This is a genomic window from Paenibacillus profundus (genome assembly GCF_021369635.1).
Taxonomy (GTDB): domain Bacteria; phylum Bacillota; class Bacilli; order Paenibacillales; family Paenibacillaceae; genus Paenibacillus_B; species Paenibacillus_B profundus.
In genome coordinates, this window is sequence record NZ_JAJNBZ010000001.1 from 307221 (window position 1) to 323829 (window position 16609).

At 57.5% G+C, this 16609-nt stretch carries 3 protein-coding genes; all 3 read left to right on the top strand.

All coding sequences use genetic code 11. The features are described 5' to 3' along the window. Nucleotide 1 precedes the first annotated feature (1 nt). The 3 genes from LQV63_RS01400 to LQV63_RS01410 are packed head-to-tail and all read left to right on the top strand — an operon-like array spanning nt 2 to nt 16597. A complete protein-coding gene (locus tag LQV63_RS01400; RefSeq protein ID WP_233695399.1) occupies nt 2-9217 on the top strand; it encodes a non-ribosomal peptide synthetase/type I polyketide synthase in 9216 nt (3071 codons plus the stop codon). Between the two features lie 26 nt (nt 9218-9243). Beyond that, a complete protein-coding gene (locus tag LQV63_RS01405) occupies nt 9244-11877 on the top strand; it encodes a non-ribosomal peptide synthetase (RefSeq protein WP_233695555.1) in 2634 nt (877 codons plus the stop codon). After that, nucleotides 11870-16597, top strand: a complete 4728-nt coding sequence (locus tag LQV63_RS01410; protein WP_233695400.1) for a type I polyketide synthase — start codon at nt 11870-11872, stop codon at nt 16595-16597. Before LQV63_RS01405 ends, LQV63_RS01410 begins: the two co-directional genes overlap by 8 nt. Nucleotides 16598-16609: the final 12 nt, after the last annotated feature.

Consider the following 16609-nt stretch of genomic DNA (forward strand, 5'->3'; position numbering starts at 1 on the left):
TGTGAAGGAACCGCAAAAATTGGACAAAAGCAACGTTGAAGATATTTTGGCTTTGACCCCGATGCAGGCAGGAATGCTGCTCCAATATTTGAAAGATCCGGACACTACGCAATATGTGGAGTTGATCGAGCTAGAAATAAGCGGGGAAATCGACAAACCGTGGTTTGAACAAGCGTGGGCATACGTCGTGCAGGCCAACGAGGTGCTGCGAGTATTGTTCCGGTGGGAAGAGGTGAACCGGCCCGTTCAAATTGTGCTGAAGCAGCATCGTCCCATCATTCGTTATGAGAATTACGCCAATTTGGATGAGGAGACCCGGACGCGCCTGATCGCAGCGCGAGTCGCAGCCGACAAACAGGAGAAATTCAAGCTGGACCAAGTGCCGTTCCGGCTGACGCTGTGCAAGCAGACAGAGCGGAAGCATACGCTGCTGATGAGCTTTCACCATATTTTATTTGATGGCTGGAGCACCGGCATCCTGTTGAAGGAGTGGCTGAGCGCCTATCGCATGCTGGCAAAGGGGCAGAAGCCGAATTTGCCGCCAAAGCCGCGATTCAAGCAGTTCGTCTCGTTGTTGCAGCAGCAGGACAAGAAAAAGCAGGAGAGCTATTGGAGCCGGTATTTGCAGGAGGTACAGAACAAGCCCATTCCGGTATCGAGAAGCGGAGGAAGCTTAGAAAAAGCGGTTATGGCCGTGCACACGGAAAAAAGGAACGAGACATTTACTGCGGAGCTGCGTCGGTTTGTCCGCTCAGAACAAGTGACGCAAGCGGCGCTTTTTTATACCGCTTGGGGCCTTTTGCTGCAGCATTATACCAATAGTGACGACGTATTGTTCGGTACCACTGTGTCGGGGCGCGACACGAGCATCCCTGGAATGGAGCTTATGGTCGGCTTGTTTATCAATACGCTGCCGCTCCGCATGAAGGCTGGGCCCGAGGACGGCCTGTCCAATCTCTTAGCAGAAGTGAACCGCTCCATTCAAGCGAGCGAAGAACATGCAGGTACTTCCTTGACGGATATTAAAGCACATGGGCGGTTGCGGGCGGAAGGCAGTCCGTTCGATTCGCTCGTGGTGGTGGAGAACTATCCGTTGGATGAGGCCGTTACAAGCACCGACGGACCGCTTGCGATTGATTCCCATCATACCGAGGAAGAAACCGAATTTGATTTGACAGTCCGCATTACTGTGACCGATGAACTTGAAATGACCTTCGCTTATAACAAACAGGCGCATCGCGTCGATATGGTGGAGAAGCTGGCTCTTCATTACCTATATATCATTGAACAAATCATCCAAGCCTCCACCCAAGTTACGGCTTACCGCGAAATGAGGCTGAAGGATATCGGCATTCTTACCGGAGAAGAGCGGCAGCAAATTCGGCATTTCAATCTGACAACCGTAAATTATCCGAGCGAGAAGACCATTCACGAGTTGTTCGAGGAACAGGCGCGGTTATCGCCTGAGGGCACAGCCGTCATGGATGAACGGCGATCTTATACATACCGTGAGCTTAACGAACAGGCCAACCGGATTGCCCGCGCGCTGCGGACGGATGGGATGGAACGCGGCCAAGTTGTTGGATTGATGGCGCATCGGTCCACAGAAATGATTGCCGGTATACTCGGCATTCTTAAAGCGGGAGGCGCCTACTTGCCGCTTGACTCTGCTCATCCTGCTGAACGGATCGCCTACATGCTGAAGGATGGGCAGGTGCGCACGGTTCTGGCCTCTCCCGGTCTTGAGGCGCTCGCACCGGAGCATGTGGAAGTGCAGGTGCTTGATGAAGCGCTTCTCCATTATGGCGCGGCAGATGACATGACACCAGTGAACGGGCCGGAGCATCCGGCATACGTCATGTACACCTCCGGCTCGACCGGCACTCCGAAGGGCGTGATGGTGGGTCATCGCAATGTCGTGCGGCTGGTCCAGAATACGAACTATGTGCAGGTGGAACCGGGAGATTGCATGCTTCAGGCAGGGGCCATCGGCTTCGATGCCCTGACGTTCGAGGTGTTCGGCGCGTTGTTGAACGGGGCAAGCTTGCATATTGCGGACAAGCATACATTGCTTGACAGCGGCAGGCTGGATGCTTTTTTGCGCACGCGCGTCATAACGGTGGCGCTGCTGACTCCGGCATTGTTCAACCAGTTGGCGCAGCAGAGGCCGGAGATGTTTGCCTGTGTGCGGCACCTCATCGTCGGCGGCGATGTATTGTCACCGAAGCACATTCAAGCGGTTCAACAAGCTTGTCCTAACCTCACGATTTGGAACGCATACGGCCCTACGGAGAACACGGTCATCTCGACCTGCTTCCGCATCGACAGCGAATACGACGAACATATTCCGATTGGTCCTCCGATCAGCAATTCCACAGCCTATATCGTTGATCGCTACGATAACCTGCTGCCAATAGGAGTTCCCGGTGAGTTGATCGTGGGCGGGGACGGGGTAGCGCTCGGCTACTTGAATCAGCCTGAGCTGACAGCGGAGAAATTCGTGCCGGATATGTTCCGCGCTAGAGGCGTCATGTACCGGACGGGGGATATGGCGCGTTGGCAGGAGGACGGCAGCATTGAATATTTGGGGCGGATTGATCAACAGGTGAAAATTCGCGGGCATCGCATTGAAATCGGCGAAATCGAGACGATGCTTCTGCAGCATAACTTGATACAAGAAGCGGCGGTAACGGCACAGAAGCGGGGCGTTCAGACCGAATTGTGCGCGTATGTGGCCGCTTCCGAGGAGGTGCCGGTGTCCGAGCTGCGGGCGCATCTGGCCGCGAAATTGCCGGACTACATGATTCCGTCATATTTTGTCCAGCTGGACAAAATTCCGCTTACACCGAATGGCAAGCTGGATCGGAAGGCGCTGCCCGCGCCTGCGGAGCATGCCCGCCATGCTCATGATGCGGTGATGCCAAGGACACAGCTGGAGCAGTTGATCGCGGAAGCATGGAAAGCTGTGCTCGAATTGGATCGCATCGGCATCCACGATAAATATTTCGAAGTAGGCGGCAATTCGATCAACCTCATTCAACTGCAGAGCAAGCTGCAAAGACAACTGGGGCGTAAAGTGCCTATCGTCACGCTGTTCCAATACCCAACCGTGCATGATCTGGCTGCGCATTTGGCGGGCGAAGCGGACGGGACAGGAGCCCGGTCCAACGATGGGGCATCAGCGAACAATGAGGCCCAAGCGCATTCCAAGGTTACAGACGGACGCGCCAAGCCAGGAAATGAAGGCAGCCGCGACATCGCGGTCATAGGGATGGCCGGCAGATTTCCAGGCGCGCGGAACATCGGCGAGTTTTGGAGAAATCTGCAGCAGGGCAAGGAGTCGATCTCGTTCTTTACGGATGACGAGTTGGCTGCGTACGGCTTTGACCGCAGCCTCATGAAGCGGCCAGAGTTCGTCAAAGCGAAGGGCGTGCTGGATGAGATGGACAACTTCGATCCGGCTTTCTTTGGCTATACTCCCGATCAGGCAGCGATCATGGATCCGCAAGTTCGGCTGCTGCATGAATGCGCTTGGCATGCCTTGGAGGATGCAGGCTGTGATCCGGAACGGCATGGCGGCTCTATAGGTCTATTTGCCGGGGTTACGAACAACTTTCATTGGCTGTCGCAGCTATCTGATCGATTGCACGGAAACTTGTCGGACATGTTTGAGGTGGATTCGCTAAATGATGCATACACGGTCAGCACTCGCATTTCCCACAAGCTGAATTTGAAAGGGCCGGCGATCAGTCTGCAAACGGCTTGTTCCACCTCGCTTGTGGCTACCCATTTAGCATGTCAGTCCATCCTCAACGGCGATTGCGACCTGGCTCTTGCTGGCGGTGCGTCCATCGTGCTGCCGCACAAATCGGGTTATCTCTATCAGGAAGGCATGGTCAAGTCGCCAGACGGACATTGCCGCACCTTCGACGCCAAGGCGAAAGGAACAATAGGCGGGGACGGCGTTGGCTTCGTCGCGCTCAAATCGTTGGATGCCGCCATCGCAGACGGAGATCGGATTTATGCGGTCATCAAAGGCTCGGCCATTAATAATGACGGCAACCGCAAGGTCGGCTATACAGCGCCGAGCGTCCAAGGACAGGCGGACGTCATTACGCGAGCGCTGGAAGCCGCGCAAATGCCGGCGGAAAGCATCTCATACGTGGAGGCGCACGGCTCGGGAACGACGCTCGGCGATCCGATCGAAATCGAAGCGTTGACGAAGGCATTTGATTCGAGTGCGTCCGCCTTCTGCCGCATCGGCTCTGTAAAAACGAACATCGGTCATCTGGATGCCGCTGCCGGAGTTGCGGGACTAATCAAGACGGCAATGGCGCTCCACTATAAGCAGCTTCCGCCTAGCCTACATTTTGAAACGCCGAATCCAAACATTGATTTTGCGAACAGCCCATTCGTCGTCAATACCGGATTAACCGAATGGCGGAATGACGCGTTTCCGCTGCGGGCCGGAGTCAGTTCCTTCGGTATCGGTGGCACGAACGCGCACGTCATTATGGAGGAGGCTCCTGCGCGCGAGGAAACAGGGGAGGAACGGACCGGCCAACTGCTGGTGCTGTCTGCTCAGACGCCAACTGCTCTCGATGCGGCGACGGCCAATCTGGGCGCATATCTTCAGGAGCATCCCGGCGTCAGTCTCGCGGACATTGCGTATACGCTGCAGATCGGCCGCCGGCATTTCCGTTATCGGCGCATGCTGACATGCGGCACGGCAGAGGAAGCGATTGAGGCATTGACGCCAACAGCAGACAGGGAGAGCTTCGATGAACGGAAAGTAGTATCCTTCGCCCCGGAGGAAGGACGCAAATCGGTGGTGTTCATGTTCTCTGGACAAGGCTCGCAATACGTCAACATGGGAGCGGGCTTGTACCGGGACGAGCCTATATTCCGCACGGAGATGGACCGCTGCTTCCGTCTGTATCGCGACATAGCCGGTCGTGATATGAAGGAAATGCTGTACCCATCAGGAGATGTGGATGCCGCTGCTCTCCATCTGAATCAGACGAGGCATATCCAACCGGCGATGTTCATGTTTGAATATGCCCTCGCGCGTCTTCTCATGGCGTGGGGAGTGAGGCCGGATGCCATGATTGGCTACAGCTTCGGCGAGTATGCAGCCGCCTGCCTAGCGGGCGTCATTTCCTTGGAAGATGCGATGCGGCTCATTATACTGCGCGGAGATCTTATGCAGCAGGTACCAGCGGGGGCCATGCTCAGCGTGCCTTTGTCTGAACAGGACATTAAGCCGCTCCTTAGCGGCACCTTGTCACTGGCCGTCGTGAACGGACCGTCATGCATTGTTTCTGGCTCACATGTAGATATCGATGCGTTCGAGCAGAAAATGAAGGCGGACAAGTACTTGTGCATGAGATTGCCAGTGGCGACGGCAGGGCATTCCTCCATGCTGCACGCGGTGACAGAACCGTTCGCCGCCGCCGTGCGCCAAGTCCGGCTGCAGCCGCCGGCCATTCCGTATATCTCGACGACGACGGGAGCATGGATAACGGCGGAAGAAGCGACTGACCCGGATTACTGGATCCGGCATATGACGGACACCGTCCGTTTCGCCGATGGCATTGTGCGGCTTGTACAGGAACCGCACACGCTGTTCATTGAGATTGGTCCCGGTCAAGATCTAACCGTGCTCGTGCGCCGTCACCTCGACAGCGACCGTGGACAGCAGGCCCTCAACCTCGTCCGTTCCGCGCAGCGCGACGTATCGGACAGCATCTTTTTGGCGAATCGGATCGGCAGGCTGTGGATGTATGGTCAAGCCATTGATTGGAAAATGTTCCACGGGGAAACGCGTGCCATTGTCTCCTTGCCTGCCTATCCATTCGAAAGGCAGCGCTATTGGCTTGAACCTTCCGGAGCCGCGATGCTGCCGGCAAGCACGGGCGCAAGCAAGGGCAAGGGGCGGCAAGCAAGCGGCAGACTGGGCAAGCAGCCCGACATGTCCGACTGGTTCTATGTGCCGACATGGAAAAAAGCGATGATGCCCGCTTCTGCCGAAAGCTTGAAGGCGGACAATCCGGGAAATTGGCTCGTATTTGCCGACGATGGCGGATTTGCCGCGGACATTGCTAAGCTTCTGGTTGAGCAGGAGGGGCGAGTCATTACAGTAAGTGCTGGCGAACAATTTACGAAAGAAGACGAATCTCGGCGGTACACGATGAATCCGCGGATCGAACAGCACTACACGAAGCTGTTCGCGGACCTTCAAGCGCAAGGGCTGCTGCCAGACCGGATGCTGCACGCCTGGGGCGTATCCGCTCCATCATGCTCGAATGGCAGCGCGTCGTGGGTACGAGCGACACAGGAGCTTGGGTTCTACAGCTTGCTGTACACGGCAAAGGCGTTGAAGCAACAGGGAGCTGGGGAAGAAGTACGCATGTGGGTATTGACGGATAACATGCATGCCATCGCTGGTGAGTCTGTCCTATATCCGGAGAAGGCGACCGTGCTCGGCCCATGCCGGGTTATTCCGCAGGAGCTGCCTCACATTCAGTGCCGCAGCATCGATATCGTATTGCCGGCAGCCGAGAGCTGGCAGCGGGAGAGGCTGATCCGCCGCCTGCTGGCCGAATTCGGCGCTGCCGAGTTTGAATTAGCTGTAGCCTATCGCGATAACGCGCGGTGGGTGCTGGAATATGAGCCGGTTAAGGTGGACGAGCCCGAGGTCATTGCGCCAGGGCTGCGTCAAGGCGGAGTCTATTTGATTACGGGCGGATTAGGCTACATCGGTCAGGTGTTAAGCGGCTATCTAGCCCAAAGTGTCCAGGCGAAGCTGGTGCTCACCAGCCGCTCCCCGTTCCCGTCCCGCGATCAATGGGAGTCATGGCTTGTTGCCCATGGCGAAGAAGATGCCGTTAGCGTCCAAATCGGCAAGCTGCGCCAGATTGAAGCCCATGGGGCGGAAGTGCTCGTGCTATCCGCAGACGCTGCCGATCAAGGGCAAATGGAGGCTGTGATTCGGCAGGCCGAGGCGGCGTTCGGTCCGTTGAACGGAGTGATTCACGCTGCTGGCATGACAGGAGATGCGGCGTTCCGGATGCTGGAGGAGACGGACGAAACACTGTGCGAGCAGCATTTTCAAGCGAAATTGTACGGCCTGATCGTATTGGAGCAGGTGTTGGCAGGCAAGGAGCTTGATTTCTGCCTGCTGACGTCGTCGCTGTCTCCGATGCTCGGCGGATTGGGATTTTCAGCGTATGCGGCAGCGAACCATTTCCTGGACGCTTATGTGCACGACCACAATCGCCGCCAGCGCGTGCCGTGGACAAGCGTCAACTGGGACGGTTGGCAGCTGGAGGCGGAGCAGAAAATTCACGGTCAAGCTGGAGCTTCGATATCCGATCTGCTCATTGCGCCCGCCGAGGGAGTTGAACTGCTGCGGCGCTTGTTGTCTGTAAGGGAAGTGAACCAGATCGTCGTATCGACCGGCGATTTGCACGAACGGATTGCCAAGTGGGTGAAACGGGAAGATGCGCATGAAGAGCAAGTGGCTTACCGCCAAGGAGCTGGCGGCTTCTACTCCCGTCCCGCGCTGTCCGGCGAATATATAGCCCCTCGCACGGAGACGGAGCGCAGGCTGTGCGGGATGTGGGAACAGTTTTTCCGCATCGAGCGGATTGGCGTGCAGGATGACTTTTTCGAGCTGGGCGGCGACTCGCTCAAAGCGATTACGGTCGTGTCCGCGATTCATAAAGAACTGCGGGTTGAGATTGGCTTGCCTGCCTTTTTCAATATGCCGAATATTCAGCAGCTGTCCGATTATATCGATGCGGCGGAACAGAGCGCCTATCACGAAATCGAACAGGCGGAAGCGCGTGAATATTACGAGCTGTCCTCCGCGCAGAAGCGCCTCTATTTGATTCAGCAGATGGTGCAGGGACATACGGGATATAACGAAATCGTCGCAGGTGTATTGGAAGGGCTTCTGGACCGGGAACGCCTGGAAGCGACGCTGCGGCAGTTGGTGGAGCGGCATGAAAGCTTGCGTACGTCGTTTGAATTGGTAAATGGCAAACCGATGCAAAAAATCAACGACACCGTCACGTTTCAGATCGAATACGAGGATTTTGGCGCCGGCGGATTGCCGCTTGGCGGCGAAGCGGAGACGGATGCGCGGATTGGTGCGGCGGTGGCGCAATTCGTGCGGCCATTTGATTTGAGCCAAGCGCCGTTGATGCGCGCCGGACTCATCAGGCTCGAAGAAGAGCGGCACGTTTTGATGGTGGATCTGCATCATATCGTATCCGATGGTTTGTCGCAGGACATTTTCGTTAACGACTTCATGGCGCTGTACGCTGGACGGGAATTGCCTGAACTCACGCTGCAGTACAAAGATTTTTCCGAATGGCAGAACCGGATGATGGACACGGACGCGATGAAACAGCAGGGGACGTTCTGGCTGAATCAGCTGAAAGAAGCTCCGCCGCTGTCCTTGCGCACGGACTATCCCCGCACCGAGGTGAGAAGCTTTGCTGGCAGTCTCGTTCCATTCGAGCTGGATGCGGAACGGACGCAGGCCTTGAAATCGCTTTGCCTGCGTGAAGACGTCACACTGTTCATGGCTCTGCTCGCCGTCTTTAACTTGCTGATGGCCAAAGTATGCGCACAGGACGACATTGTGGTCGGCACGCCGATTGTAGGCCGCAAACAGCAGTCATTGCAGCTTATTATCGGCAAGTTCGTCAATATGCTTCCGCTGCGCAATCGGCTGCAGGAAGAGATGAGCTTCATGGAGCTGCTGCAAGCGGTGCGGACGACGACGCTGGATGCGTTTGCGCATCAGGATTATCAGTTCGAAGAGATGGTGCAGCAGGCTGGGAAGGACCGCGATTTGGCGCGCAATCCGATTTTCGACATCGTGTTTGCGCTGCAAAACATGCAAAATCCGGAGATGAGCATTCCAGGGTTGACGTTGAAGCCGTTCCCCTTCGTCCATGATGCCTCCCACTTTGATTTGTCGCTAATCGCGGAAGAGGATGGAGAACGGCTGTCGTTCAAATTCGAATACAGCACCTGCCTATTTCAACGGGAAACGATCGAGCGTTTTGCCGCTTACATGCAGGATATCGTGTCTGACGTGTTGGCCAATCCGGACAAGCAGCTGAAGGATATCGCGATCGCGCACCATTTGGCAGAGCCTGAGCCCGTATTCCTTGCTGGAGCCCGGGGGGAATTTGGACTATGAGCGGATTCGACGGAAGAAAGGGAGGAATGGCAGTGGGGTCGGAAAACAGATTGGATCGGCTGGCGGTGGCGGCTTCCCAAAAAGGCAAGGAGCGGGAATATTGGCTGGCCGCTTTGTCCGGCGAATATGAAAAAAGCGGCTTTCCCTATGATTATGCGCGCGGAACCGGGATGTCGGCGGAAGAAGCCGCATTTGTCCTTCCGCAAGACCTGGCAGCCCGATTGCTGCAAGTATGCGCAGAATCGGATTCGAAGCTTCATGTTGTGTTATCAGCTGCGCTCGTTGCCTTGCTGGGCAAAATGACGAATCGCAGCGATATCGTAGTGGGAACTCCAATCTACAAGCAGCGGGAGGAAGCAGAGTTCATCAATACCGTGCTTCCGCTGCGGGCCGGCGTGGATGGCTCGATCTCGTTCAGGCAATGCCTGCTTCAGATGCAGGACACGATTGTGGCGGCTGTGGAGCATCAGAGCTATCCGATGGAAATGGCGGCGGAGCAGCTGGCGCTTCCGACGGACGATCCGATCGCCCATCCGTTGTTCGAAACGGCATTGCTGCTTGAAAACATTCACGATGAACGGTATTTCAGGAATGTGAAGTGGACGACATTGTTCACGTTCCGCAGGACGAAGGACGGGATTGACGGTGTCGTCAAATATAACGCGCAGCTCTACCGCAGCGACACGATTGCAAGCCTCGTCTCCCGTTACACGCTTCTTCTGCGGGAGGCGCTGGCGAATCCGGATCAGCCGCTGCACAGCGTCCATGTTCTGCTTCCGGGGGAGAAAGAAAGGCTTCTCGGCACGCTGGCTGGATGCTCGGCCGATTATCCGCAGCAGCAAGCCGTGCAGCAATTGTTCGAGGAACAGGCAGCGCGCACGCCGGATGCGTCGGCCGTCGTCTGTGCGGGCGTTCAGCTAACGTATCGTGAGCTGAACGAGAAGGCGAATCAGTTGGCACGTAAGCTGCAGTTACAAGGGGTAGGGACGGGCGCAATCGTAGGATTGCTGCTTGGCCCTTCTGCCGACATGATGCTCGGCATGATCGCTACCCTCAAGGCCGGCGGGGCATTTCTGCCGATAGACCCGGATTACCCGGACGAACGCATTGCGTTCATGCTGGAGGACAGCTGTGCGCGCGTGGTGCTGACACAGCGGCCTTTTGCCGACAGAGCGGCTGACCGCGATGTGCTGTGCCTTGATGACGTCGATCTATTCACCGAAGAAACAGGGAATGTAACGCTAGCCAGCCGTCCGGATGATCTGGCCTACGTCATCTATACGTCAGGCTCTACCGGACGGCCGAAAGGCGTCATGATCGAACACCGCTCACTCATCAATCTGGCCTTTTGGCACAATCGCGCTTTCAACGTAACGGAATCCGATCGCAGCATCAAGTATGCTGGATTCGGCTTCGACGCATCGGTGTGGGAAGTGTTCCCTTATCTGCTTGCGGGAGCAGCCATCCATATCGTTCCTCCGGATATCCGGCTGGATGTGAATAAGCTAACAGCTTTTTTTGCAGAGCGAGGCATTACGATCGCCTTCTTGCCCACGATGATGTGCGAGCAGTTCATGGATTTGCCGAATCTGGAGCATATGCCATTGCGGATACTGCTGACGGGCGGAGACCGCTTGAAACGATACAAGCCGGGAAGCTATCGGTTGTTCAACAATTACGGGCCAACCGAGAATACGGTAGTGACCACGTTCGCCGAAATCGAGACGGCAGCGGGCGGCATCCCGATTGGCAGGCCGATCGACAACACCAAAGTGTATGTGCTGGACCAGCATCTTCAGTTGCTGCCGCTGGGCGTGCCCGGCGAAATATGCGTAGCGGGTGTCGGGCTGGCCCGCGGTTATCTCGGCAGACCGGAGCTGACGGCGGACAAGTTCGTGCCTCATCCGTTTGTTCCCGGAGAGCGTCTGTACCGGACGGGCGATCTAGGCCGCTGGCTCCCGGACGGCACACTGGAGTATTGGAACCGTCAGGATGACCAGGTGAAGGTGCGCGGATACCGCATCGAGCCCGGGGAAATCGAAATGCTGCTGCGCCAGCACGAGGCCGTCCGCGAAGCGGTCGTCCACGTCCGCGAGGATGAGAACGGACAGAACATGCTGTGCGCTTACTATACTGGCCCGGCCGGATTGTCTGCGGCCGCGCTTCGGGATCATCTGGCCGCGCGGCTGCCGGCCTATATGATTCCGGCTTATTTTGTTCGCTTAGAGCAGTTGCCTGCAACGGCTAATGGAAAATTAGACACGAAAGCCTTGCCCAATCCGAAAGAGCACGTTCATACCGGAAAGGAATACGTTGCGCCGCGCGGCGATATCGAGAACACACTGGTCCGAATCTGGGCCGAAGTATTGGGCATCGGCGAAGACAGAGTCGGGGTGCTGGATACGTTCTTTGATCTGGGAGGGAACTCCTTTCAGCTCGTGCAGGTTGTCAACAAGCTGAAGGAAACGTTTGACCGCGATATCCCTGTGCCCGTCATGTTTCAATATACGACGGTTACGGCGCTCGGAGATTATTTGCAACGGCTGGAGAGTGGCGAAGTCCAGGTGTCCCAAGATATGGCTGACACCGAGGAAATAGATGCGGGATTCGACACGATGGAGCAGACGCTGCTCATTCTGGAGGGGGCGTACGATGACTAAGGGCCAACAAACGCAAGCAGCGACCGGTCTGGAAATCGCCGTCATCGGTATGGCGGGCCGATTTCCCGGAGCGCGAAATGTGGAGGAATATTGGGGTAATCTGAAAAACGGGGTGGAGTCGGTTCGCTTCTTTACCGATGGAGAGCTCGAGGCGGCGGGGGTCGATCCTGAAATGATTCGGCACCCTCGATATGTAAAAGCGAAGGCGGTTGTGCCGGATGCAGAATGGTTTGACTCCGACTTTTTCGATTATTCGCCGCGCGAGGCGGAGGTCATCGACCCGCAGCTGCGAATGTTCCACGAGTGCGCCTGGGAGGCGCTGGAGCACGCCGGCTACGATACCGAGCAGACGAATGGCGCCGTCGGGCTGTTTGCTGGCGCATCCGCCAGTATTTACTGGCAATTGGTGGCCATGCTTTCGCGCAGCGAGAGCACGGCTGAGCAATTCGCCGCACTGGCTTTGTCGGACAAAGATTTTTTGAGCACGCGAATTGCCCACAAGCTGAATTTGAAAGGTCCGAGTGTCAACGTCGACTCCGCTTGCTCTACCTCGCTGCTGGCCATCCATCTGGCCTGCAGGGCGCTCTTGATGGGCGAATGCAGAATGGCTTTGGCTGGCGGAGTTACCGTAACGGTTCCCCATACGGAAGGCTACCTGTATGAAGAGGGGATGGTCAGCTCGCCAGACGGGCATTGCCGGGCTTTTGACGCCAGAGCGAAGGGGACCGTCGGCGGGGAAGGCGCGGGAGTCGTCGTGCTTAAGCCTTTGAAGCAGGCTGTGGCCGACGGCGATCATATTTACGCGGTCATTAAAGGCTCGGCGGCGAACAATGACGGCACGCGCAAGATTGGATATTCCGCTCCGAGCATCGAGGGTCAGGCGGAGGTCATCCGGGCGGCGCAGCGGATGAGCCGGGTCACGCCTGAGAGCATCAGCTATGTTGAGGCGCACGGTACGGGCACCACGCTGGGCGATCCAGTTGAAATCGAGGCGTTGAAGCTGGCTTTTCAGACCGAGAAAACAGGGTTTTGCCGTATCGGATCCGTCAAGACGAACATCGGTCATTTGAACAGCGCGGCTGGTATCGCGGCGTTCATCAAGACCGTGCTGTCGCTGGAGCACAAGCAGCTTCCGCCAAGCTTGCATTACGATACGCCCAATCCCAAAATCGATTTCGCCAACAGCCCGTTCGTCGTCAACACGGAGTTGACGGAGTGGACGAATGAGCATCATCCGCTGCGGGCCGGTGTCAGCTCGTTCGGTATCGGCGGAACCAATGTGCATGTCGTGCTGGAGGAAGCGCCGCCGCAAGCGGACGGAGACGAAGGAAGAGCACCGAAGCTGCTTCTGTTGTCGGCCAAGACGGAATCCGGACTGGAGCAGGCTACGGTCCGCATGCGCGAGCATTTGCGGACGCATCCCGACATGCCGTTATCCGATGCGGCTTACACGCTGCACATCGGCCGCAGGGCGTTCCGGCATCGCCGCATGCTTGTCTGTTCCTCTGCGGAGGAAGCGCAGGAGCTGCTGGCAACCTTGCCGCCGGAGCGGGTTCACAGCCGCATCTGCGACAACGATCAGGCTCGACTCGTGTTCATGTTTCCGGGGCAAGGCGCGCAGTATGTCAACATGGGGCTGGACCTATACAACAGGGAGCCGGACTTCCGCAAAGCGGCGGACCGGTGCTTTGACATCGTCCGGCCGCTGCTCGGAGCCGATTTGAAGGAAATTCTGTACCCCGCCGGGGATGACGCCGTCAGTGACTGCGGCGAGCGGATCAAGCAGACGGACGTGACACAGCCCGTCATGTTCATCTTCTCGTATGCGATGGCGCAGCTGCTGATGAAATGGGGGCTGAAACCGAGTGCCATGATCGGCCACAGCGCGGGCGAATACGTGGCTGCGTGCCTGGCGGGAGTGATGTCGCTGGAAGAAGCGCTGGAACTGGTCGTTCTGCGGGGGAGACTGATGCACAGCGTACCGCCAGGAGCGATGCTCAGCGTGCCGCTGTCGGAGCAAGAGCTGGAACCGTTCTTGGATGACGACTTGTCGCTGGCCGCGGTTAACGGTGCGGCGCTGTGCGTCGTGTCGGGGCCGTATGACGCGATTGACAGACTGGAACGGCAGTTGGCGGAGAAGGGGCAGGCCAGCACGAAGCTGCACACGTCCCATGCCTTTCATTCGGCGATGATGGAACCGATTTTGCAGCCATTTCGCGAGAAGGTCAGCGGGATGACGCTGCGCAAACCGGTCATCCCTTATATTTCGAATGTAAGCGGAAGCTGGATTACGGAGGGAGAAGCTGCCGCTGCCGACTACTGGGTCCGGCATTTGCGCGGCACCGTCCGCTTTGCCGACGGCCTCCGCGAACTGCTGCGGGACGACAAAGCCGTGTTTGTGGAGGTGGGGCCGGGCAACGCATTAAGCGCGTTCGTGCGCCGTCATCCCGACAAAACTGGACGCCACGCGGTCGTCAATCTCGTCCGGCATCCAAAGGAGCAAGCGCGCGACGACGTTTATTTGCTGCAGCAGGTGGGGCGCCTGTGGCTGGAAGGAGCGCGGCCGGATTGGAAAGCGTTCCATGCCTACGAGCGGCGCAAGCGGACGGCTTTGCCGACGTATCCGTTTGAACGCCGTCGTTACTGGGTCGATCCGCCATTCGAGACGGATGTTCTGAAGCAGGGACTTGTGCGCAAGCAGACGCACGCCCCGAAGCTGAACGACAGCGTCGGACTAGCCAAAAAGGAAACCGTGCAGGAGTGGATGTACACCCCGGTCTGGGAGAGATCACTGTTACGCGAAGAGCTGGTTGTCGGCCGAACCGCAAGCCGCTGGCTCGTCTTCATCGCAGAGCACGGTATTGGGGCGCTGTTGGTTTCCCGGCTGAAGCAAGCCGGTCACTCCGTCATCACCATCTATCCATCCGATGCGTTCACGCAGCTGGACGGGGAGTCGTACCAGATAGCCCCTGGGGAACCTGAGCATTATGCTCGACTGCTGCGGGAGTTGACGGATGCGGGCACACGGCCTGACCGGATTGTACACGCTTGGCTGGCGGCGGAGGCAGGCAAAACAGGTGTATGGAGTTCTTCCTACAGCGCGAGGGTGCTTGAAAGAGGCTTCTACAGCCTCATTGCGCTGGCACAGGCCATCGGAGCAAGCGGCATGGAAGAAGAACTGCACATTTCGGTTATTACGTCTAACATGCAAGAGGTGACTGGGGACGAGCGGCTGCAGCCGGAACAAGCGGCAGTGCTTGGCGCGTGCCTCGTCATTCCGCAAGAGTATGCCAACGTGCGCTGCCGCAGCATCGATATTGCATCTGTACATGAAGATAATGAACCGAAGCAGCGGGGGCAACAAGCGCTCACCGAAAGATTGTATTCGGAAATAACCGCCTCTTCCGCTGACATGATGGTCGCGTACCGCGGCACGTACCGCTGGGTGCAAAAATACGTCCCGGTTCCGGCAGCCGCTGTCAGCGCATCCGACAGCGGCCTGCGGGAGCAAGGCGTTTACCTTATAACAGGGGGACTAGGCGGTATTGGCTTAGCGCTGGCTGAACATTTGGCCAAGACTGTGCAGGCGAAGCTGATCCTGATCGGCCGCTCGGGGTTGCCCGGCGGAGCGGACTGGCGGCGCCGTGCTGCTGAACATCCGACAGACGAAGCGTTGACGGCCAAGCTGATGAAGCTGGAGGAGCTTGAACGGCATGGAGCGGAGGTGCTGATCTGCAACGCAGACGTATGCGATGTTCCGCGGATGGAGCAGATCGTAGCCCAAGCTGTCGCCCGTTTTGGAGCGATTCATGGCGTCATTCATGCGGCCGGAACGGCAGACGGAGCGTTAATCCAACGGCGCACACGGGAGATTGATGAACGCGCTCTGGCAGCCAAGGTGACCGGTACGCGGGTGCTGGGGCGGGTGTTGGAAGGAATGAGGCTTGATTTCGTCCTGCTGTGCTCCTCTCTGGTCAGCGTTCTGGGCGCAGTGGGGCAGGCAGGGTACTGCGCAGCCAATGCCTATCTCGACGCTTACGCCCACTACAAACGAGCGCAAGACGGCACACATGTCGTCTCAATCGATTGGGACGGCTGGCAGGTCGTAGGGATGGCCGCAGCGGCGGAGCAAGAGATCGCGACGGCGTCCGCGCAAGCGGGAGTACGCGCACAAGGTCCAGACAAGCTGACACGGCTGCTGCCGGAAGAGGGAGTCGCGGTATTCCGGCAAGCGCTTGGTTTCCATTTGCCGCAGGTGACGGTATCGACGGTCGATTTGCCGCTGCGGATGCAAGCCGCCCGTGCATCATCGCTGCAAACGCTGATAGAGGGGGAGCAGAGCGGCGCTGGACCGAAAGCGATCCGCCCCGATGTCAGCACGGCGTATGTGCCGCCGGAAGACGAGCTGGAACAGACGATGGCCGAGCTGTGGCGGGACTATCTCGGCATCGATCAAGTAGGCGCACACGATAACTTCTTCGAGCTTGGGGCCACTTCGCTCGATATGATTCAAATGAACACGAAGCTGCAGCGTGCATTGCAGTATGAAGTGTCCGTCGTTGACATGTTCAGCCATCCGACGGTTCATGCGTTGGCTGAATCGCTTAGACGCGCAAGAGCGGGGGAACCAGTCTCTGAAGAGACGGCGGACCGCTCCGGACAGATACACGAGGGGAAACATAGGTTGAAGCAGCGGCTGCAGAAGCGTGATAGAACGTGAAGGGGGTGGCAA